The 19,928-nt window shown below is 73.0% G+C and carries 19 protein-coding genes and 1 tRNA gene; 9 read left to right on the forward strand and 11 right to left on the reverse strand.

The features are described 5' to 3' along the window. Window positions 1-252: 252 nt before the first annotated feature. Entirely contained in the window at window positions 253-774 is a 522-nt protein-coding gene (locus tag ACTUAL_RS25980; protein WP_015805325.1) for a hypothetical protein, read from the reverse strand. A gap of 271 nt (window positions 775-1,045) precedes the next feature. Between ACTUAL_RS25980 and ACTUAL_RS25985 the strand changes: the two genes are divergently transcribed. Beyond that, on the forward strand, window positions 1,046-1,315 hold the full coding sequence (locus ACTUAL_RS25985; RefSeq protein WP_096497155.1) for a hypothetical protein: 270 nt from the start codon (window positions 1,046-1,048) through the stop codon (window positions 1,313-1,315). Window positions 1,316-1,992: 677 nt separating this feature from the next. Here the strand turns inward: ACTUAL_RS25985 and ACTUAL_RS25990 are convergent. Next, window positions 1,993-2,073: transfer RNA gene (locus ACTUAL_RS25990), tRNA-Tyr, on the reverse strand. Between the two features lie 122 nt (window positions 2,074-2,195). On the opposite strand from ACTUAL_RS25990, the gene ACTUAL_RS25995 reads away from it, so the two are divergent. Both ACTUAL_RS25995 and rfbA read left to right on the forward strand, forming a co-directional pair. Next, the gene (locus ACTUAL_RS25995) at window positions 2,196-2,687 is read left to right on the forward strand and encodes a YajQ family cyclic di-GMP-binding protein (protein ID WP_440902092.1); all 492 of its coding nucleotides are present in this window, start codon (window positions 2,196-2,198) and stop codon (window positions 2,685-2,687) included. Beyond that, window positions 2,684-3,562, forward strand: coding sequence for a glucose-1-phosphate thymidylyltransferase RfbA (gene rfbA, locus ACTUAL_RS26000; RefSeq protein ID WP_096497171.1), 879 nt, complete (start codon window positions 2,684-2,686; stop codon window positions 3,560-3,562). Before ACTUAL_RS25995 ends, rfbA begins: the two co-directional genes overlap by 4 nt. A 28-nt stretch (window positions 3,563-3,590) precedes the next feature. On the opposite strand, the gene htpX is transcribed toward rfbA, so the two are convergent. Genes htpX through ACTUAL_RS26020 form a run of 4 tightly spaced genes read right to left on the reverse strand, consistent with a single transcriptional unit; the run spans window position 3,591 to window position 6,012 of the window. Further along, window positions 3,591-4,460: a zinc metalloprotease HtpX gene (gene htpX / locus ACTUAL_RS26005; RefSeq protein ID WP_096497172.1), complete on the reverse strand. Its 870-nt coding sequence runs from the start codon at window positions 4,458-4,460 to the stop codon at window positions 3,591-3,593. 34 nt (window positions 4,461-4,494) lie between these two features. Continuing rightward, complete coding sequence (locus ACTUAL_RS26010; protein ID WP_440902093.1) at window positions 4,495-5,016, reverse strand: 4Fe-4S binding protein; 522 nt, start codon at window positions 5,014-5,016, stop codon at window positions 4,495-4,497. Further along, entirely contained in the window at window positions 5,009-5,599 is a 591-nt protein-coding gene (locus ACTUAL_RS26015) for an NADH-quinone oxidoreductase subunit C (protein ID WP_440902094.1), read from the reverse strand. Before ACTUAL_RS26015 ends, ACTUAL_RS26010 begins: the two co-directional genes overlap by 8 nt. After that, window positions 5,599-6,012, reverse strand: a complete 414-nt coding sequence (locus tag ACTUAL_RS26020) for an NADH-quinone oxidoreductase subunit B (protein ID WP_015805333.1) — start codon at window positions 6,010-6,012, stop codon at window positions 5,599-5,601. Before ACTUAL_RS26020 ends, ACTUAL_RS26015 begins: the two co-directional genes overlap by 1 nt. Before the next feature lie 245 nt (window positions 6,013-6,257). On the opposite strand from ACTUAL_RS26020, the gene ACTUAL_RS26025 reads away from it, so the two are divergent. Continuing rightward, window positions 6,258-7,301 (forward strand): LysR family transcriptional regulator, encoded by a 1,044-nt coding sequence (locus ACTUAL_RS26025; protein ID WP_440902095.1) that lies wholly within the window; start codon window positions 6,258-6,260, stop codon window positions 7,299-7,301. Here the strand turns inward: ACTUAL_RS26025 and ACTUAL_RS26030 are convergent. Continuing rightward, complete coding sequence (locus tag ACTUAL_RS26030) at window positions 7,298-7,447, reverse strand: hypothetical protein (RefSeq protein WP_015805335.1); 150 nt, start codon at window positions 7,445-7,447, stop codon at window positions 7,298-7,300. The two genes, ACTUAL_RS26025 and ACTUAL_RS26030, sit on opposite strands and share 4 nt — an antisense overlap. 603 nt (window positions 7,448-8,050) lie before the next feature. Further along, on the reverse strand, window positions 8,051-8,929 hold the full coding sequence (ddaH, locus tag ACTUAL_RS26035) for a dimethylargininase (protein ID WP_373565527.1): 879 nt from the start codon (window positions 8,927-8,929) through the stop codon (window positions 8,051-8,053). 75 nt (window positions 8,930-9,004) lie between these two features. On the opposite strand from ddaH, the gene ACTUAL_RS26040 reads away from it, so the two are divergent. From ACTUAL_RS26040 to ACTUAL_RS26055, 4 genes are all read left to right on the forward strand, one after another. Then, complete coding sequence (locus tag ACTUAL_RS26040) at window positions 9,005-9,445, forward strand: Lrp/AsnC family transcriptional regulator (protein WP_096497177.1); 441 nt, start codon at window positions 9,005-9,007, stop codon at window positions 9,443-9,445. A gap of 158 nt (window positions 9,446-9,603) precedes the next feature. Then, on the forward strand, window positions 9,604-10,365 hold the full coding sequence (locus tag ACTUAL_RS26045) for an enoyl-CoA hydratase (RefSeq protein WP_096497178.1): 762 nt from the start codon (window positions 9,604-9,606) through the stop codon (window positions 10,363-10,365). A 251-nt stretch (window positions 10,366-10,616) separates the two neighbouring features. Continuing rightward, window positions 10,617-12,500 (forward strand): 2-oxoacid:acceptor oxidoreductase subunit alpha, encoded by a 1,884-nt coding sequence (locus ACTUAL_RS26050; protein ID WP_096497179.1) that lies wholly within the window; start codon window positions 10,617-10,619, stop codon window positions 12,498-12,500. Continuing rightward, window positions 12,497-13,540 carry a 2-oxoacid:ferredoxin oxidoreductase subunit beta gene (locus ACTUAL_RS26055; protein ID WP_440902096.1) on the forward strand — a complete coding sequence of 348 codons (1,044 nt, stop codon included), beginning with the start codon at window positions 12,497-12,499 and terminating at the stop codon, window positions 13,538-13,540. Before ACTUAL_RS26050 ends, ACTUAL_RS26055 begins: the two co-directional genes overlap by 4 nt. A 79-nt stretch (window positions 13,541-13,619) precedes the next feature. Here the strand turns inward: ACTUAL_RS26055 and ACTUAL_RS26060 are convergent, their stop codons facing one another. Then, window positions 13,620-16,217 (reverse strand): sunset domain-containing protein, encoded by a 2,598-nt coding sequence (locus ACTUAL_RS26060; RefSeq protein WP_440902097.1) that lies wholly within the window; start codon window positions 16,215-16,217, stop codon window positions 13,620-13,622. A 196-nt stretch (window positions 16,218-16,413) separates the two neighbouring features. Here ACTUAL_RS26060 and rarD point away from each other — a divergent pair, with 196 nt between their 5' ends. Further along, window positions 16,414-17,355 (forward strand): EamA family transporter RarD, encoded by a 942-nt coding sequence (rarD, locus tag ACTUAL_RS26065; protein ID WP_440902098.1) that lies wholly within the window; start codon window positions 16,414-16,416, stop codon window positions 17,353-17,355. Between the two features lie 141 nt (window positions 17,356-17,496). Here rarD and ACTUAL_RS26070 read toward each other — a convergent pair whose 3' ends face one another. Then, window positions 17,497-18,498: a polyprenyl synthetase family protein gene (locus tag ACTUAL_RS26070; RefSeq protein ID WP_096497183.1), complete on the reverse strand. Its 1,002-nt coding sequence runs from the start codon at window positions 18,496-18,498 to the stop codon at window positions 17,497-17,499. Between the two features lie 21 nt (window positions 18,499-18,519). Beyond that, a partial coding sequence (nuoN, locus tag ACTUAL_RS26075; RefSeq protein WP_440902099.1) for an NADH-quinone oxidoreductase subunit NuoN occupies window positions 18,520-19,928 on the reverse strand: 1,409 nt, incomplete at its 5' end.

Here is a 19,928-nt window from a genome sequence, read left to right on the forward strand (position 1 = left end):
GGGGGGGGGGGGGGGGGGGGGGGGGGGGGGGGGGGGGGGGGGGGGGGGGGGGGGGGGGGGGGGGGGGGGGGGGGGGGGGGGGGGGGGGGGGGGGGGGGGGGGGGGGGGGGGGGGGGGGGGGGGGGGGCGGGGGGGGGGGGCCGGGGGGGGGGGGGGGGGGGGGGTGGTTCGGGGTCGGGCTGGACGTGCCTGGCTTTGGTCGTGGCCGGTGTTCGGGGTTCTGGCCGGTGTTCGGGTTTCCGGGTTCTCGGGTCAGACGAGCGCGGGGGTCGGGCCGGGCAGTTCGGGGGTGAGCTGGTCGCGGATGGTGGCCAGGCAGCGGCGGGCCTCGACGGCGGCGTGGTGCTGCGCGGCGGCGCTGCCCGCGGCCTCGCGCATCACCAACCAGGTCGCGGACATCGCGGCGGGGCGCTGGTCGGCGCGCACGGCGGCGAGGAGCTCGCGCTGCTCCGGGAAGGGGTGCAGGGCGATCTGCTCGGTGCAGGCGCGCAGCTCGGCGACGGTCGGGCAGGTCAGGACGCGCGGGGCGACGAGGTGCTCCAGCTTGGCTGGCAGGTCGACGGCGGCCAGCTCACCGGCGGAGAGCGGTCCGAAGTCGAGCACGGCGTCGAGCCCGCGCTCCAGCTCGTCGGCGGCGGCGAGCAGCGCGACGAGCCGCTCGCGCGGCGGCGGCTGCCGGGTCGCGGGCTCGCGCCGCGCGCCGGGGGGCCGCAGCGCCAGCCCGATGACGACGCCGACCACGACCCCGGCGATGACGATCCAGGTTCCGGTCATGCCGGACAGCATCCCGCCCCGTGAGACCCGTAACGCCGTTACGGACGACGACGTGCCGTTCCCGTCGCCGACCGGTCGTCGGGACTTCGGCTGGGCCGATCAGACCAGCCGATCACCCTGTTCGGCGGGCAGTGACGCGATCCCCCGGTCGGGCGACGTCTTGACCGGTACCGACCTCGACCGGCCGGGTGAAACGCCCCGGATCCGGTACGCGCCAGGACCCGCGGCGCTCTCCTTGGTGCGGGGGTCAGCGCGGAGCGAGGGGGGCGTCATGATCGAGACGACGATCGAGCTGTCCGGCCGGGTGCGGGCGATGCTGCGCGCGGTCGCGGCGGGCCGGGCGGAGCTGTCCGGCGGCGGCGAGCCGGACCTGTACGTGGACGGGTTGCCGTGCTCGGACCGGGCTGCGATCCACGACTTGGTGCACCTCGGCCTGGTCAGGGCGCTCGCGGCGGTGCGCCTGGACGAGCGCGCGGTCGCGGAGCTGACCGAGGCGGGCCGAGCGGCGATCGCGCAGGGCTCGAACATGTGTTCGAGATGAGTTATGCTTCATACAGGGCGGGCACGCAAGTGAGAGGAAGCACTTGCGCGCCCGCCCGCCTTGTCGCCGAGGGCGCAGGTCCGCTCCGCCCGTTGAGCCCGGCGCGCGAGCACGGGGCCCCGATCTCCGACCTGCGCTGCCCGCCGACGTGGACAAGAGGCGGGAATTGACGCCTCAACGCGGCGCGCAGCACTGAGATGTCCCATTCATCGCCTTCGTGCTGCGCCCCGGACCACCCGAGGTCGGGAACCTACCGCTGAGCCGTCGGCGGAGACGTGACGCCGACGGCCGGCAATAGTCCGGTGGAACGGCGATCGAGTGACTGTTTCGGAACATCCACAGCGCCAAACCGACCATGGAGCATTCGCGGAACAGCGGAGCTTTCCACTCGGAAGAGGGGGATTTGTCGCAGTCACAGCAGTGGCGCTCCTCGACCGGTGGCCGACCGGGCGCAGGCGTCGCGCATGACGTGAGTCACACGCGCCTGGTCGGCCACACCTTCGAGGGGAACACGCCCCGAGCAGAGCCGCACCGGTGCCCGCGCCCCGCCGAGGAGCGCTTCGACTCCGACGCTCCACCCCCGAGCCCGGATAACCGCGGACGAGCGGCAGCACCCCGTGGAAAGAGAAGACCCCCGTGACCTGTTCTAGCTGGTCACGGGGGTCTTCATCGTGTTGTGGCGGGTAGAGGATTCGAACCTCTGTAGCTTTCGCGACGGATTTACAGTCCGCTCCCATTGGCCGCTCGGGCAACCCGCCCCGCACCCCGTACCGGCGGTGCGAGGAGAACAATACACACCCCCGTTCACCCCCTTGCAACCGGGATACCCCGGTAGGCTCGCCACGGTTCCAGGACACACCGACGCGGAGGTACCGGGCACGTGGCAGACCCGTCGTTCGACGTGGTGAGCCAGCTCGCCCGCCAGGCGGTCGCCACCGCGCGCAACCAGGCGGCCAACGAGTTGCGCAACCGGTTCGACGTCCGCGGGACCGGCACCGAGGTGTCGTGGGCGGGCGAGGAGGCGATCGCCTTCCAGTCCGAGACCGAGGAGCGCTGCCGGGCCGCGATCGAGGTGTTCCAGGAGAAGCTCATCAAGCGCGGCATCTCCATGAAGGCCTTCGAGATCGGCGACCCCGCCGTGTCCGGCAAGGTGTTCAAGGTCACGGGCACGCTCGTGCAGGGCATCACCTCCGAGAAGGCCAAGGAGATCGCCAAGCGCATCCGGGACGAGGCTCCCAAGGGCGTGCAGGCGCAGATCCAGGGCGACCAGCTGCGGGTGTCCGGCAAGAAGAAGGACCACCTGCAGGAGGTGATCGCGCTGCTCAAGGGCGCGGACTTCGGGATCGCCCTCCAGTTCACCAACTACCGGTGAAGGGCGTCGTCCTCGCCGGTGGCAGCGGCACCCGGCTGCACCCGATCACGCAGGCGGTGTCGAAGCAGCTGCTGCCCGTCTACGACAAGCCGATGGTGTACTACCCGCTGTCGGTGCTGATGCTCGCGGGCATCCGCGAGGTGCTGCTGATCTCGACCCCCGCCGACCTGCCGCTGTTCCGCCGCCTGCTGGGCGACGGCTCGCAGTTCGGCCTGCGGCTGGAGTACGCCGAGCAGGCCCACCCGAACGGTCTCGCCGAGGCGTTCGTGATCGGGGCCGACTTCATCGGCGAGGACGACGTCTCGCTCGTGCTGGGCGACAACATCTTCTACGGGCAGGGCTTCTCCAAGGTCCTCCAGGGCAACGCCTCGGGCATCGACGGGTGCGTGCTGTTCGGCTACCCCGTCAAGGACCCCGAGCGGTACGGCGTCGGTGAGGTCGACAGCTCCGGCAGGCTGCTCAGCATCGAGGAGAAGCCCTCGGCGCCGAAGTCGAACAAGGCCATCACCGGCCTGTACCTCTACGACAACGGCGTGGTCGACATCGCCCGCTCGCTCAAGCCGTCGCCGCGCGGCGAGCTGGAGATCACCGACGTGAACCTGGCCTACCTGCGCGAGGGCCGGGCGCACCTGGTGGACCTCGGGCGCGGCTTCGCCTGGCTGGACACCGGAACGCACGACTCGCTGCTGGAGGCCGGGCAGTTCGTGCAGGTGCTGGAGCACCGCCAGGGCGTGCGGATCGCCTGCCTGGAGGAGATCGCCTACCGGATGGGCTTCATCAGCGCGGAGCAGTGCTACGCGCAGGGCGAGAAGCTCGCCAAGTCCGGGTACGGGCAGTACGTGATGAACGTGGCCTCCGAGGGGCTGGGCAAGTAGCGGCCGGGCGCTCGGAGGCGGGACGGGGCTAGCGCTCGCGCGCCAGCTCCTCCAGCCTGCGCACGCGGTCCGCGATCGGCGGGTGCGTGGCGAACAGCCGCGCCAGGTGCTCCCCCGGCCGGAACGGGCTGGCGATCATCAGGTGGGACTGCGCCACCAGGGCGGGCTCGGGCGCCAGCGGCGCGGCCAGCGCCCCCGCCTCCAGCTTGCGCAGCGCCGACGCCAGCGCCAGCGGGTCCCCGGTCAGCTCGGCCGCCGACGCGTCCGCCTGGTACTCGCGGGACCGGCTCACCGCCATCCGCACGATCCCCGCCGCGACCGGGCCCAGCACCGCGATCGCCAGCAGCGCGATCGGGTTCGGCCGCTCGTCGTCGGCGCCGTCGCCGTCGCCGAACAGGCCCGCGATGAGCGCCAGGTTCGCCAGCGCGCTCACCACGCCCGCCAGCGCCCCCGCCACGCACGACACGAGGATGTCGCGGTTGCGCACGTGCGACAGCTCGTGCCCCAGCACGGCCCGCAGCTCCCGCTCGTCGAGCAGCTCCAGGATGCCGGTGGTGCAGCACACGGCGGCGTTGCGCGGGTTCCGGCCGGTGGCGAAGGCGTTCGGGGCGGCCGTGGGGCTGACGTAGAGCCTGGGCACCGGCTGGCGGGCCGCCTTGGCCAGCTCGCGGACGGCGCGGTGCAGCGCGGGCTGCTCGACCTCGGACACCGGGCGGGCGCGCATGGCCCGCAGGGCGAGCTTGTCGCAGTTGAAGTAGGCGTGGGCGTTGACGCCGACGGCGATCACCAGGCCGACGAGCAGCGCCGTCTCACCGAAGAACGAGCTGATCAGGACGATCAGGGCGCTCATCGCACCGAGCAGGACCGCCGTTCTGACCCCGTTGATGTGCTTGTGCACGGTGCTCGCCTCCGGGTGCCTCAGGTCCTCCCTCTCAACGCCCCCGGCCCTGCGGCGGTTCCTGCGCCCGGTCGCGCCCAGGTCGCGCGCCCTGCCCGGCGCCGGGTCGCGCGCCCGGTCGCGCGCCCGGTCGTCCGGGCCTTCCGGTGGCGGTCTCGGGGGCGGGTTCGGCGGCCGGGTCGAGCGGCGGCGGTGGCGGCACTCGATCGACCCAGGTGGCCAGCACGTCCCGCTCGTGGACCAGCTCGGCGACCGCGCCGGAGCCGTCGGGGGTCCCGGTGCCGGGGTAGGAGAAGTCGGGCGCCCAGTGCAGCGCGTCGAACGGGCACGCCTCGACGCAGATGCCGCAGTAGAGGCACTGGCCGTAGTCGATGGCGAACCGGTCCAGCACGTTGCGGGCGCGCGGGCGCGCCGATCCGGGCTGCTGCTCGACCTCGGTGTGCGAGTCGATGTGGATGCACCAGTCGGGGCACTCGCGGGCGCAGATCATGCACACGGTGCAGTTGGCCTCCAGCAGCGCGATGACGCCCCTGGTGCGCGGTGGCAGGTCAGCCACGGTCGGCCTCACCCTCGCTCGGCTCGGGGCGCGGGCCCCACGACGGGTCGGGCACGCCGGGTGGCGCGGCGCGCCTGCGGCTGGGGGACGAGGAGCCGTCCTCGCCGGGTTCGAGGCGGCCCGGCCAGGGGCGCACCACGCGGGAGACGAGCACGAAGTCCTTGCGCAGCGGGTGCCCGGCGAACGAGTCGGGCAGCAGCAGCCGCTCGGGGTCGGACCGCCCGAGGATCGGGATGCCGAACATCTCGGCGGCCTCCCGCTCGTGCCAGGCGGCGCCCGCCCACAGCCCGGCGACGCTGGGCAGCGCCTCGTCCGCGCCGATCTCGGCGCGCAGCGCCAGGCCCTCGCGGGTGTCCGGGTTCGCGACGTGCAGCAGCACCGCGTGCGCGCCGCCGGAAGCGCCGGGGCGGCCCGCGTCCTCGACGCCGAGCCAGTCGAAGAAGGCGCAGCCCAGCTCGTCGCGGGCGTGCGCGGCGGCGGTGGTCCAGTCGGCGAGCGCGACGTGCGCGGTGGTCTGCCCGAAGGCGGTCCTGACCTCGGCGCCGGGCACCCGCTCGGCGAGCGCGGCGGTGGCCGGGGGCATCAGGAGACCATCCGGTGCAGCGCGGCGAGGCCTTCGAGGAGCGCCTCGGGGCGGGGCGGGCAGCCGGGGACGGCGACGTGGACCGGCAGCGCCTGGTCGATGCCCTTGGTGACGCTGTAGGAGTCCCAGTACGGGCCACCGGTGTTGCTGCACGCGCCGACGGACAGCACGTAACGCGGTTCCGGCATCTCCTGGTACGCGGCGAGCACAGCGGGCAACATGACGTCGGTGACCGTGCCCGAGACGACCAGCACGTGGGCCTCCCCCGCAGAGCGGACCGGGTCCACGCCGAGCGCGTCCAGGTCGTGCCCGCCCTCCAGGGCGGCCATCACCTCGACGCCGCAGCAGGCGAGCCCGAGGTCGAGCACGGTGACGCGGTACGTGGTGCCCCAGTCGAGGGTGGAAACCGTCACGGCGGATGAGGTTAGTACGTGGGGGCCCACCGAGCTGCCACCCGGCGGGCCCCCAACCCCCCAAACCCCCTGCTCGCGTCCGGCTGTCCCCCGCCGGGCGCGGGAGAATTCTCTTACGGGTGACACCTCGGCGTCCAGGTAAATTGATCAAGTTCTTCAGATTACTTCCCCGCGAAGTGCGGTCAAGTTCAGTTCAACTAATCGGTAGAACACTTCGCGCGCGGCGCGGACACGAGAGGCAGCGGATGTCCACCTCGACGCAGTTGCTCCTGCCAGCGGGCAACCGGCTCAGTCGACTGCTGAACACGCCCCCGGCACTGCTGGACACCACGTTCGACCAGCTCAGGACGCTGATCGCGGTGTACGAGACGAGGTCCGCGCTGCGCGCGGCGCGGGCGCTGGGGCGGGAGCAGTCCAGCGTCCAGAAGCAGATCGACACGCTGAACCGGAACTTCAAGCAGTTGTGCGGCGAACCCCTGGTGGTGAAGCAGGGGCGCGGCAAGGACGTGCTGATCACGCCGACCGGCGAGGCGCTGGTGGAATTGGCTCGGACCACTTTGACCGAGTGGCTGGATTCGATTCACGAGTGCAGGCGCAAGCTCGGCACGACGCTGACCGTGGGCACCACGCGGTTCATGCTCGACTCGCTGGCGAAGGCCTGGGACCACGTCGCCGAGGAGTTCCGGGTGCGCGACGTGGAGCTGAAGGTCGTGCACATCCGCACCAAGGACATCTGGACCAAGCTGGAGAGCAAGGAGGTCGACATCGTCTGCGGCAGCGTCGTGACGCCCGCCGAACGGACCGTCGCGGAGGCGTTCGGCGACTTCGACGTGATCGACTGGCGGCGGGGCGGGCTGGCGCTGCTGACGAACCTGCCGGAGGACCGGCTGGGCGCGAGCGCGGGCACCGGAGAGCTGCCGAGGCTGCCGCTGGTGGTGCCGTCGGACGGGCTGATCGCGGAGTTCCTGCGCGGCTGGTTCGGGCCGGACTACCGCAGCGAGCTGGACATCGCGGCGGAGATCGACGAGATCCAGTACGGGATGTCGCTGCTGCGCTCGGGCCTGGTGAAGGGCTGCATGATCGTCACCTCGGGCCTGGGGGTGGTCGCGGCGAACAACGAGCTGCGCGAGGGGTCCGGGCTGCGCGTGGTGGAGCTGCGCAACGACCGGAAGCCCGAGCTGGAGCGGCTGGTCGGGGTCTTCGCCCGCAAGGACGAGCGGGCGAAGTTCCCGGCCGACCACCCGCTCAACCTGCTGTGGGCGGCGTTCCAGCGCGAGCGGCCCGCCTAACCGGCGCGCTTGTCCTCGTGCCCGGACCCCTGCCGGGCCCGCTTGACCAACCACTCGGTCCCGGTGAGCGGCGCGGGCGCTTTCCGCCGCGCCGTTTCGCCCTGGTGCGGGCTGGGGGCCGGGCGCTGGGCGTCGACTTCGTTCACGGCACGCTCCCTACCTGTGCGACGGCAGTGCTGACGATCGGAGCACCAGGGGGGCGTCGCACGCCAGCGAGGTCATGCGAACGGGTGAAGTCGGCAAATGCGCTGGCGAGAGGCGTGCGGGACCCGCGGCGGACGACCGCGCGGGCCGCTCCGCCGGGCGCGTCCCACCGGGCGGCAGGGGCGCGGAGCAGGGCCTCGGGGACATCATGCGCGGGTCGGTGGGGGTGGCCGCCGGATTTCGCCCGATCGGGGGTCGTCGGGGACGACGGGGTGGCGGTGGGGGGCGCGCGGCGCTCACCCCGGACCGGGTGACGGGGTCGGGTGGCGGTGGCGAACAGTAGCGGCACAACATGTTGCGGCCGGGTGCCGGTTGGACCACTTCATGTTGGGGTTGTCCACAGGGACGTGAAGAACTCCACAGCCGCTGACCAGCGGAAATGGATGTGTTTCACATGTTGTCCACAGAATCATCCACAGCGGTGACGGACCGTGGTCAGCGCTGGTTCCGAAGGCTGTGCGCGGGGGGGGTGGCGGGCCGGTCGGGTGGTCGGCCCGCCCCGGCGCGCGGGCGCCGGGACGGGGGCGGGTGACCGGGGCGCGGCGTCAGTCCCGGATCTCCAGGGTGCAGCACTTGGGGCCGCCGCCGGACTTGCGCAGCTCCGAGATGTCCACCGGCACCGCCGTGAAGCCCCGGCGCTCCACCTCCGCCGCCAGGCCGCGGGCCTCCAGGGGCAGCACGACGTTGCGGCCGTCCGAGACCGCGTTCAGGCCGAGGCACGCGGCGTCCCGCTCGTCCGCCAGCACCGCGTCCGGGAACAGGCCAGCGAGCACCTCGCGCGAGCCCGGCGAGAACGCCTCCGGGTAGTACGCCACCAGGTCCTCCGCCAGCACGAACAGCGCCGTGTCCAGGTGGTAGTACCGGGGGTCGACCAGGCGCAGCGACACCACCGGCACGCCCAGCGCCTCCTGCGCCTCGGCGTGCGCCGCCGGGTCGGTGCGGAAGCCGGTCCCGGCCAGCAGGTAGCGGCCGGTCCAGGCGAAGTCGCCCTCGGCCTCGTTGATCCGCTCCGGCATGACCACGCCGGGGTAGCCGTTGGCCTCGAACCAGCGGCGGAAGTGCTCGGCCTCCGGGGCCCGCTGCGGGGCGCGGAAGCGCGAGCCGAGCACCCGGCCGCCGACGACGGTGCCCGAGTTCGCGGCGAACACCATGTCCGGCAGGCCCGGCGCGGGCTCGACCACGTCGACCCGGTGCCCCAGCGCCTCGTAGACGCCCTTGAGCTCGCGCCACTGCCGCACGGCCAGCGCCACGTCGACCGGCTGCTCCGGGTCCATCCACGGGTTGATCCGGTACTCGACGGCGAAGTGCCTCGGCTCGCACATGAGGTAGCGCCGCGCGGTCGGCACCCGCGCGGGGGCGGGGGCGGCGGCGACGGGGAGGGTGAGCGGCGCGTCGCCGGGCGCGACCAGGGAAACCGAAGTCATGGATCGAAATGTAAGTGAGCCCCTGAGCGTCGAACAATGCCGCTGCATTGCGCTTCGTCATGCAGAATGTTGCGTGTGGACTCGATCGACCAGCGGATCATTTCGTGCCTCGTGGCCAACGCCCGCTCCAGCTTCGCGGACATCGGCAAGGACGTGGGGCTCTCGGCCCCGGCGGTGAAGCGCCGGGTGGACAAGCTCCTGGACACGGGCGTGCTGCGCGGCTTCACCGCCGTCGTCGACCCGGCCCAGCTGGGCTGGGGCACCGAGGCGCTGGTCGAGGTGCACTGCCGGGGCAACGTGACGCCGCACGACATCAAGGCCCGCCTGGAGCCGATGCCCGAGGTGATGGCGGCCTACACCGTGTCCGGCGCGGCCGACGCCGTGGTGCACCTGCGGGCGGCGAGCATCCACCACCTGGAGACCGCGCTGGAGCGGCTGCGCGCGGTGGAGATCATCGACCGGACGGTGTCGACCGTCGTGCTGTCCCGCCTGCTCGACCGACCGCAGGCGCCCTGAGCCGCGACGCGCGGGCCCGCGACGCACAGCCGCCCGCGCCGCGCAACCCCGCCGAAGCCTCTCCGCGCCCCCCTCACCGGCGGCGGCACACCCCCTGACCACCCCCTAGCCGCACCGACGGGGGTTCGGGCGACCACCGCGCTCCGTAGAGTCGCCCCATGCCCGAGGTGCTGCTGGACCGCTCCGACCACGTCGCCGTCCTGACCGTGCACGACCCGGACCGCCGCAACGCGCTCACCGAGGCCCTGTCCCGCGAGCTGGCCGACGCCGTCGCCGCGTGCGAGGCCGACCCGGACGTCAACGCCCTCGTGGTCACCGGCGCTCCCCCGGCGTTCTGCGCGGGCGCGGACCTGACCGCGCTCGGCGAGGCCCGCGAGGAGGGGTTGCGGCGCATCTACGCCGGGTTCCTGGCCGTCGCGAACTGCTCGCTGCCGACCGTGGCGGCCGTGGGCGGCGCGGCCGTCGGGGCGGGGCTGAACCTGGCGCTGGCCTGCGACGTGCGGCTGGTCGGCCCGAGGGCCCGCTTCGACGCCCGCTTCCTGCGCCTGGGCATCCACCCCGGCGGCGGCATGACCTGGCTGCTGGAGCGGGTCGCGGGCCCGCAGGCCGTGGCCGCGATGGTGCTGCTGGGCCAGGTGCTCGACGCGGACGCGGCGGTGCGGCGCGGCCTGGCCTGGGACCGGGTCGACGGCGGGCACGACGAGCTGGTCGCCTCGGCCGTCGACCTGCTGAAGGCCACCGCCGAGGCCCCGCGCGAGCTGGTTCGGGTGACCAAGGCCACGATCCGCGCCACCTCCGCGCTGCCCGCCCACGCGCCCGCGGTGGAGGCGGAGCTGGGCCCGCAGGCCGCCTCCACGGCCTCCCCCGAGTTCGCGGCCAGGCTCGCCGAGGCGAAGGCGGGCCGGGGCGGGCGGACGTGACGGGGCGCACCTTCGCACCCCTTTGATCACGGGTAGTAGCGTTGTCCCCGAAATCCGCGCACGGACCGCAACCGTGCGGGGGGTGAACGATCGAAGGCCGTACCACACCAGTCCCGTGCGCCACAGGACTTCGGTCTTTCCCACCCTCCGAAAGCACGAGAAATTCCCCACACCGCGCAGGACTACCCTCGGGTGTCGGGGCGGGTGCCCCTCCCGCCCCTGCTTCCGCGAGAGAGGGATCGGCTCAGGAGATGACTAGCGACCTGGACAGCGGCGCCTCGACCGGTGGTCCCGAGGTCCGCAGGCTGGACCGAGTGGTGATCCGCTTCGCGGGCGACTCGGGCGACGGGATGCAGTTGACCGGCGACCGGTTCACCTCCGAGGCCGCCGCGTTCGGCAACGACCTCGCGACCCTGCCGAACTTCCCCGCCGAGATCCGGGCGCCCCAGGGCACCCTGCCCGGCGTCTCCTCGTTCCAGCTGCACTTCGCCGACTACGACATCCTCACCCCCGGCGACCGCCCCGACGTGCTCGTGGCGATGAACCCGGCCGCGCTCAAGGCGAACATCGCGGACCTGCCGGTGGGCGGCACCCTGATCGTCAACACCGACGAGTTCTCCAAGCGCAACCTCACCAAGGTCGGCTACCCGGCCAACCCCCTGGAGGACGGCTCGCTGTCCTCGTACCAGGTGCACGAGGTCGCCATGGGCACGCTCACGCTCGGCGCGGTCGAGTCCACGGGCCTCGGCAAGAAGGACGGCGAGCGGGCGAAGAACATGTTCGCGCTCGGCCTGCTCTCCTGGATGTACCACCGGCCGACCGAGGGCACCGAGCGGTTCCTGCGGGAGAAGTTCGCGCGCAAGCCCGACATCGCCGAGGCCAACGTGCTGGCGTTCCGGGCCGGGTGGAACTACGGCGAGACGACCGAGTCGTTCGCGGTGACCTACGAGGTGGCCCCGGCGAAGCTGGCGCGCGGCACCTACCGGCAGATCACCGGCAACACCGCGCTGGCGTACGGGGTGGTGGCCGCGGGCCAGCGCTCCGGGCTGCCGGTGGTGCTGGGCACCTACCCGATCACCCCGGCCTCGGACATCCTGCACGAGCTGTCCAAGCACAAGGAGTTCGGCGTCACCACGCTCCAGGCCGAGGACGAGATCGCGGGCATCGGCGCCGCGCTCGGCGCGTCCTACGGCGGCGCGCTCGGCGTGACCTCCACGTCCGGCCCCGGCATCGCGCTCAAGTCCGAGACCATCGGCCTGGCCGTGATGACCGAGCTGCCGCTGGTCGTGATCGACGTGCAGCGCGGCGGGCCGTCGACCGGCCTGCCGACCAAGACCGAGCAGGCCGACCTGCTCCAGGCCATGTTCGGCCGCAACGGCGAGTCGCCGGTGCCGGTGATCGCCCCGCTCTCCCCCGCCGACTGCTTCGACGTGGCGCTGGAGGCGGCCAGGATCGCGCTGGAGTACCGGACGCCGGTGCTGCTGCTGTCGGACGGCGCGATCGCGAACGGCTCCGAGCCGTGGCTGGTGCCGGACGTCGAGTCGCTGCCCGACCTGTCGGTGGCGTTCGCGACCGAGCCCAACGCGCCGGACGGGACGTTCTGGCCGTACCTGCGGGACCCGGAGACGCTGGCGCGGCCGTGGGCGGTGCCGGGCACGCCGGGGCTCCAGCACCGCATCGGCGGGCTGGAGAAGGCCGACGGCACCGGCAACATCTCCTACGACCCGGCCAACCACGACCACATGGTGCGGCTGCGGCAGCGCAAGGTCGACGGCATCCGGGTGCCCGACGTGGTCGTCGACGACCCCGGCGGCCGGGCGCGGGTGCTGGTGGTCGGCTGGGGCTCGTCGTACGGGCCGATCGGCGCGGCGGCGCGGCGGGTGCGCAAGCAGGGGCTGTCGGTGGCGCACGCCCACCTGCGGCACCTGAACCCGTTCCCGGCGAACCTCGGCGAGGTGCTGGCCCGCTACGACCGGGTCGTCGTGCCGGAGATGAACCTGGGGCAGCTGGCGCTGCTGCTGCGCGCCCGCTACCTCGTGGACGTCGTCTCGCACACGAAGGTGCAGGGGCTGCCGTTCAAGGCGGAGGAGTTGCAGGGCGTGCTGTCCGACGTGATCCAGGGGGTGTCCGCGTGACCGCGATCGACCTCGGCCTTCCCGGACTGGGCGGGGTGCCCACCGAGGACGGGCCGCAGAAGGCCAAGGACTACAAGTCGGACCAGGAGGTCCGCTGGTGCCCCGGCTGCGGGGACTACGTGGTGCTCAACGCCGTGCAGTCGTTCCTGCCGACGCTGGGGCTCAAGCGCGAGAACATCGTGTTCGTGTCGGGGATCGGCTGCTCGTCGCGGTTCCCGTACTACATGAACACCTACGGGATGCACTCCATCCACGGCCGGGCGCCCGCGATCGCCACCGGGCTGGCGGTGGCGCGGCCGGACCTGTCGGTGTGGGTGGTGACCGGGGACGGCGACGCGCTGTCCATCGGCGGCAACCACCTGATCCACACGCTGCGGCGCAACGTGAACCTGAAGATCCTGCTGTTCAACAACCGGATCTACGGGCTCACCAAGGGCCCGTACTCGCCGACCTCGGAGGCGGGCAAGGTCCCCAAGTCCACGCCGTCAGGGTCGCTGGACCACCAGTTCAACCCGGTGTCGCTGGCGCTGGGCGCGGAGGCCTCGTTCGTGGGCCGGGCGATGGACTCGGACCGGGTGGGGCTGACCGACGTGCTGCGGCAGGCCGCCGAGCACCGGGGGTCGGCGCTGGTGGAGATCTACCAGAACTGCCCGATCTTCAACGACGGCGCGTTCGACGTGCTCAAGGACGCCGACTCGGCGGCCCAGCGGATCATCCCGGTGGAGCACGGGAAGCCGATCGTGTTCGGCGGCGGCGAGCACGCGGTGGTGCGGCGCGGGTTCGGGCTGGCGGTGGCGCGCACGTCCGAGGTGGACGCGGCGGACGTGGTGGTGCACGACGCGGGCGACCTGGAGCTGGGCTTCGCGCTGTCGCGGCTGTCGACGCAGGACCTGGCGCACGTGGTGACCGGCGTGTTCCGGCGGTCGGCGCGGGAGACGTACGACGACGCGGCGCGGGCGCAGGTCGAGCGGGCCAAGGCGGCCCGACCGGCGAACCTCGCGGCGCTGCTGCGCGGGAAGGACACCTGGACGGTGGCGTGACGCCGCTCGGGGCGCGAGAACGCCGGAAGGGGCTCCCCGAACGCACGGGGAGCCCCTTCCGCGCTTCGCGCCCAGCCCGTCACGGGGCCTTGTGGAACCCGGCCTTCTCGGCGTCCGAGGTGGTCCGGAACCACACGTCGGCGCGCGTCTCGCGGAAGTTCGCGGACGTGTCCGTGAAGTACCGGCGGCCGGTCAGGGTCGCCTTCACCACGAACTCCGGCGCGGGCGCCTTGCCGTCGGACTTGGGCAGCACCGAGCCGGGCCCGAACGGGGAGCGCGGGTTGAAGCCCTCCGGCTGCTGGTAGCGGGACGAGGCCGTCTCCTGGCCGCCGCCACCGGTGGTGGGGCTGAAGCCGACCGGCCTCGGGCGCATCGGGCGCGCCGGGGGCGGGCTGGTGGACTTCACCGGCGGGATCAGCGGCTGCTGCGGCTTCGGGAAGCTGCTCTGCGACTTCACCGGGCGCTGCGGCAGGCCGCTCGCCGCCTGCTTCCGGGACGCGTCGGCGGCCAGCTCGGCCGCGGTCTGCTCGGCCGCGAGCAGCTCGGGCGACAGGGTCGGCACGAACGGCTGGTCGTCGTAGGCCTTCGCGGCGGCGGGGGCCTTGGGCGCCGGGGTGGCCGGGGTGACCGGCTCCGACTCCAGGACCTCCTCCTCGGCCAGCGGCTCGAACAGCGAGCGCTTCGGCTTCGGCTTCTCCTCGGCGGCGGGGGTCTTCGGCCGCGCGGGGCGCACCGGGAGGGGCGCCGCCTCGGGCTCCGGCTCGGGGTCCGGGAGGCTGTGCCTGCTGACCGGTTCGAGGTCGGGCTCGGCCTCCGACTCCGGGTCGGGCAGGCTGTGCCTGCTCACCAGGCCGAGGTCGGACTCGGGCTCGGGCTCGACGTGCGCCGGGGCGGGCGCGGGGGTCGGCGCGGGCCGGTCGTCCTCCAGCGGCGGGGTCCTGGACGCCCAGAACGCCTCCAGCTCGGACTTCGGGGCCTCCGGCTCGTCCTCGGGCTCCTCGGGGCGCGCGAACAGGTCGACGCCCTGGGAGCTCGGGTCGGTCATCTCGAACAGGTCGCGCTCGTCGGCGACGGGCTCGGAGTGGCCGAACATGCCTCGGTCGCTCGCGCCCCGGTCCCGCTTGGGCAGGTCGACGGGCTCGTAGTCGTCCTCGTAGCGGCGGTCGTCGGCGTCGGCGACCAGCTCGCCGCGCGAGCGGTCGTCGGCGTGCGCGCCGCGCTCGTCGAGGTCGTGGCGGTCGAGCTCGTGGCGGTCGAGGCCCTGGCCATCGAGGTCGTGGCGGTCGAGGCCGTGGCCGCCGAGGTCGCGGTCGTCGAGGTCCGGCCCGTCGAGACCCCGGCCGTCGAAGCCGCGGTCGTCGTGGTGGTCGAGGTCGTCGGCGAAGCCGCGCTCGTCCAGGTCGTGGCCCGCGACGGGGGCCAGCGTCTCGGTGGGGGCGCCCACCCGGTCGGCGCGGTCGTCGGCCGCGTCCTGGCGGGCCTGCGCGGCCAGCGACTCCTCGAACGCGATGCGGTCGGCCTCCGGGTCGCGGAGGGGGCGCTGCGCCCTGCCGGGCAGCGCGTGCTCCGGGTCGGCCTCCAGCGGGCGGACCTCGGTGCGGGCGTCGTCCAGGTCGTCGGCGGCCACGGGGGCGCGCACCTCGGTCCGCTCGGCGTCGAACCCGTCACCGGCGAAGCGGTCGTCGTGGTCCTCGCGCTCGTCCGCGTCCACCGGGGAGTGGTAGACCGTCGGCCCCGCGGCCAGGTCGCCGCCCCTGGGGGCCTCGCCACCCAGGTCCCCGCCCAGGTCCCCGCCGCGCACGGCCGGGTACTCGCCGGTCTGGTCGGTCTCCGGCCAGCGGTCCTCGTCGTGCAGGTCGCGCGGGCTGTCCACCTCGGCGATCGCGTCGGCCAGCTCCTTGGCCGGGATGAGGGTGGTCTCCTCGTTGGCCGCGCGGCGCTCGGCGCGCGTGGTGATCTCCGGGTTGCCCTCCTCGTCCTGGGCGTCCGGGTCGAACACGTCGGACCGGTGGGGCGCGGGCGGCTGGTGGTCGGCGGGCAGCCGCACCGGCGCGAGCACGTGCGTCTCCTCGGCGGGCAGCTTCTCCGCGCGCGGCTCGTCCTCGTCCCGCGCGGGGACCGGCCTCGGCACGTCCAGCCGGGTCAGCACCGGCTTGTCCCGCTCCTCGTCCGAGGGCGGAACGGGCTTGGGCATCATCGCGGTGCCGGTGGGCGAGCCGCCGAGGCGGTCGCCGATGTCGCCGCGGTCACCCGCCCGCTCGAAGGCGTCGAAGCCGCGCTCGTCCTGCTCGCGCTCGTCCGCGTCGCGCTCCGCGGCGTCGTGCCCAGGGGCGTCGTGCCCAGGGGCGTCGTGGCCCGCGGCGCCGTCCTCGTCCCGCGCGTCCCGGCCCGAGCCGAGGTCGAGCAGCGAGGCGCGGTCCTCCAGCCGGGTCGGGGTCGCGTCGAAGCGCTCCTCCTCGTCGGCGAGGGGGGAGTGCCAGTCGTCGAACTCGTCGCGCGCCGGGGACGCGACCTGCGTCCGGCTCGCGGCGCGGTCCACCGAGGTCGCGGCGCGCAGCTTGCGCTCCAGCTCGGCCACCTCGCGCTTCACGGGGCGCACGAGGACGAACCACGTCAGCAGCACACCTGCGAGGAAGGCCAGCAGGCTCCACAGCCACACCTGCCCGAACAGCCACATCACGGGATACCCTCCGACCGCACGAACTGCCTGAAATCCCGACACGCTCCGCCACCATCAGGACTCACCCGGAAGTGGAGCGGTGTAAAGCTACCTCGATCCCCCGCTCAACCACCTGCGGCTGCCCGGAACTCGCAGCTCCTCAAATGGTAGGTCATTCAGCTCAACGGACCAGCCGAAATACCAGGCGTACAGTATGCCGGTGACGCCGTTGACGAACTCCAGCTCGATCTCGTCGAACACCAACGACACGAACAGGGGAATCGCTTACGGCGTAGGAGCATACGTGCTCTGGGGTGTGGTGCCCGCTTACTGGCCCCTCCTCGCGGCAGCCGGAGCGGTCGAGCTGCTGGCCCACCGCATCGTGTGGTCGCTGCTGTTCATGGCTCTCGTCACAGCCGCGCTGGGCAGGTGGGGCGCGCTGCGCGGACTGCCCCCGCGCTCGTGGCTGCTGGTCACCGCCGCGTCCGCGCTCATCGCCGTCAACTGGGGCGTCTACATCTACGCCGTCAACAGCGGCCGGGTGGTCGAGGCGGCACTGGGCTACTTCATCAACCCGCTGTTCAGCGTGCTGCTGGCGGTGCTGGTGCTGCGGGAGCGGCTGCGGCCCGCGCAGTACGCGGCGATCGGCGTGGCAGGCGCGGCCGTGGTGGTGCTGGCGGTCGACTACGGAACGCTGCCGTGGATCTCGCTGGCGCTCGCGTGCTCATTCGCGTTCTACGGATTGATCAAGAAAACCGTGCCGCTGGATTCCACCGCGAGCCTCACCGCGGAGAGCGCGGTGATGACGCCGGTGGCTCTCGGTTACCTGTTGTGGTTGGGCTCGGCGGGGACGTTCACCGGGCACGGCGCGGCGCACACCGCGTTGATGGTGTCGACGGGTTTGGTGACCGCCGTCCCGCTGATGCTCTTCGGTGCGGGAGCGCGCCGGATTCCCATGATCACCCTGGGGATGCTCCAGTACCTGGCGCCGGTGTTGCAGTTCGCGTGGGGCGTATTCGTGATGCGCGAGCCGATGCCCGCGTCGCGCTGGTTCGGGTTCGCAATGGTGTGGGTCGCGTTGTTGCTTTTCACCGGTGACGCGCTGGTGCGCGCGCGCAAGCAGCGCAGGGTCGTGGCGGTCGCCCCGCCGGTGTGATCGGGCTCTCACGGGGGACTGCGGAAAACCGCGCCGCGAACCACCCGCTCCGACGGTCCGAACGCCGGAACGGCGCCCCGCGCGGTGCGGGACGCCGTTCCGGAGGATCACACCGGGTCACCCCGGCGCTCCCGGCCCCGACTAGCGGGACCTGCTGACCACGTACTCGCTCACCGACTCCAGCGCGTCGCGCGCCCGGCCCTCCGGGAGGACCGCCAGGCAGCTCCTGGCGCGGTCGGCGTACTCGTCCAGGGTCTCCCTGGCCCGCTGGAGCCCGGAGGACGCCCTGAGCAGCTCCAGGGCCTCCAGGACCTCCGCGTCGTCCTCGATCGGGGCGGCGAGCAGCCTGGCCAGCCGCGAGTCCGGCTCGTCCTGCAGCGCGTACAGCATGGGCAGCGTCTTGACGCCCTCGCGCAGGTCGGTGCCCGGCGTCTTGCCCGACTCCTCCGGCGGCGACGCGATGTCGATCACGTCGTCGGAGATCTGGAACGCCGAGCCGATCACGTCGCCGTACGCCTGGAGCGCCGCGACCTGCTCCTCGGTCGCGTCCGAGAACATGCCGCCGAAGCGGGCCGCGGTGGCGATCAGGGAGCCGGTCTTCTCGGCGATCGTGGTCAGGTAGTGCTCGACCGGGTCCTCGCCCTCGCGGGGGCCCATGGTCTCGCGCATCTGGCCGGTGACCAGCTCGCCGAACGTGCGCGAGATGGTCCTGGCCGCCTCCGTCCCGAGGTCGGCGACCAGCGTCGAGGCGTGGGCGAACAGGTAGTCGCCGGTGAGGATGGCGATGCTGTTGTTCCACTTGGCGTTGGCCGACGCCGCGCCCCGGCGCATGGTGGCCTCGTCCATGACGTCGTCGTGGTACAGGGTCGCCAGGTGGGTCAGCTCGACCACCGCGGCGGCCTTGACGACGCTCTCCCGGTCCCAGGACGGGCCGAACTGGGCGGCCAGGATCGTGAAGAGGGGGCGGATGCGCTTGCCACCCGCCTCCACCAGGTGCAGCGAGGTCTCCATCACCGGGTTGAACTCGCTGCGGACGACCTCCCGCAGGATCCCCTCGACCTCGTCCAGGCCGCTCTGCACAACCTCCGCGAGCACGGGGTCCGCAAACCGGAACCCCGTCCCCGCCCGCTCGCTACTGGTCACGGTTGGAAGCCTACGTACCGACTAGAAGATGAACTGGCCGGACCCCGCCCAATCGAGGGCGAAGGCGGGCCAGACCCCGAGCACCAGCGTGATCACCGCGCCGAGCGTGATCGACGCGGTGGTGAAGGCGCCGGGGACGGTCACGGTCGGGCCGTCCGCCGCGGGCTCGCTGAAGTACATCAGCACGATCACCCGCAGGTAGAAGAACGCCGCGATGGCGCTCACCACCAGCGCGAACACCACGAGCGGGGCCATGCCCGCGTCGATCGCCGCCGCGAACACCACGAACTTGCCGATGAACCCGCTGGTGAACGGGATGCCCGCGAGGGCGAGCAGCAGGAGCGTGAAGACCGCGGCCGTGATCGGCGAGCGCTTGGCCAGCCCGGCCCACTGGGACAGGTGGGTGGCCTCGCCGTCGGCGTTGCGGACCAGGCTGACCACGCCGAACGCGGCGATCGTGGTGAAGCCGTAGGCCGCGAGGTAGAACATGGTCGCCGACAGGCCCTCGGGGGTGAGCGCGATCGCGCCGACGAGCAGGAAGCCCGCGTGCGCCACCGAGGAGTAGGCGATCATGCGCTTGACGTCGGTCTGGGTCAGGCCCAGCACCGCGCCGATGACCATCGACACGCCCGCGAGGACCGCCAGGACGACGTTCCACTCCCAGCTGGAGCCCTCGAAGGCCACGTGCAGCACCCGCAGGATGCCGCCGAAGGCCGCGACCTTGGTGCAGGCCGCCATGAAGGCGGTGACCGGGGTCGGGGCGCCCTGGTAGACGTCCGGGGTCCAGGCGTGGAACGGGCCGACCGAGGCCTTGAACAGCAGGCCCACCACCAGCAGGCCGAAGCCCGCGTACAGCAGCGTGTCGGACCGGTCGGTCGCGGCGGTCGCGGTGGCGATGTCCGCCAGCTTGACCGAGCCGGAGTAGCCGTAGAGCAGCGCGACGCCGTAGAGGAAGAACGCCGAGGCGAACGCGCCGAGCAGGAAGTACTTCACCGCGGCCTCCTGCGAGAGCAGGCGGCGACGGCGGCCGAGGCCGCACAGCAGGTACAGCGGCAGCGAGAGCACTTCCAGCGCGATGAACATGGTGAGCAGGTCGTTCGCCGCGACGAAGACCATCATGCCGCCGAGGGCGAACAGGGTGAGCGGGAACACCTCGGTCTGCATGACCGAGGCGACCGCGCGCGCCTTCGTCACCACGGCGCCGCCACCGCCCGCGCCGCCGCCGGGGCCACCGGCCTGCGGCTCGGGGGCGAACGCGCCGCCGGGCTCGACCGAGCGGTCGGCGATGAGCAGCAGCGAGCCGACCGCGAGCAGCAGCAGCGTGCCCCACAGGAAGACCACCGGCGGGGCGACCGCGCAGGCGCCCGAGAAGGTGACCCCCCCCCGGGCGCCGGTGTCGGCCGCGCCCCCGTGCCCCCTGTGCGCGCCCG

The organism is Actinosynnema sp. (assembly GCF_052038725.1).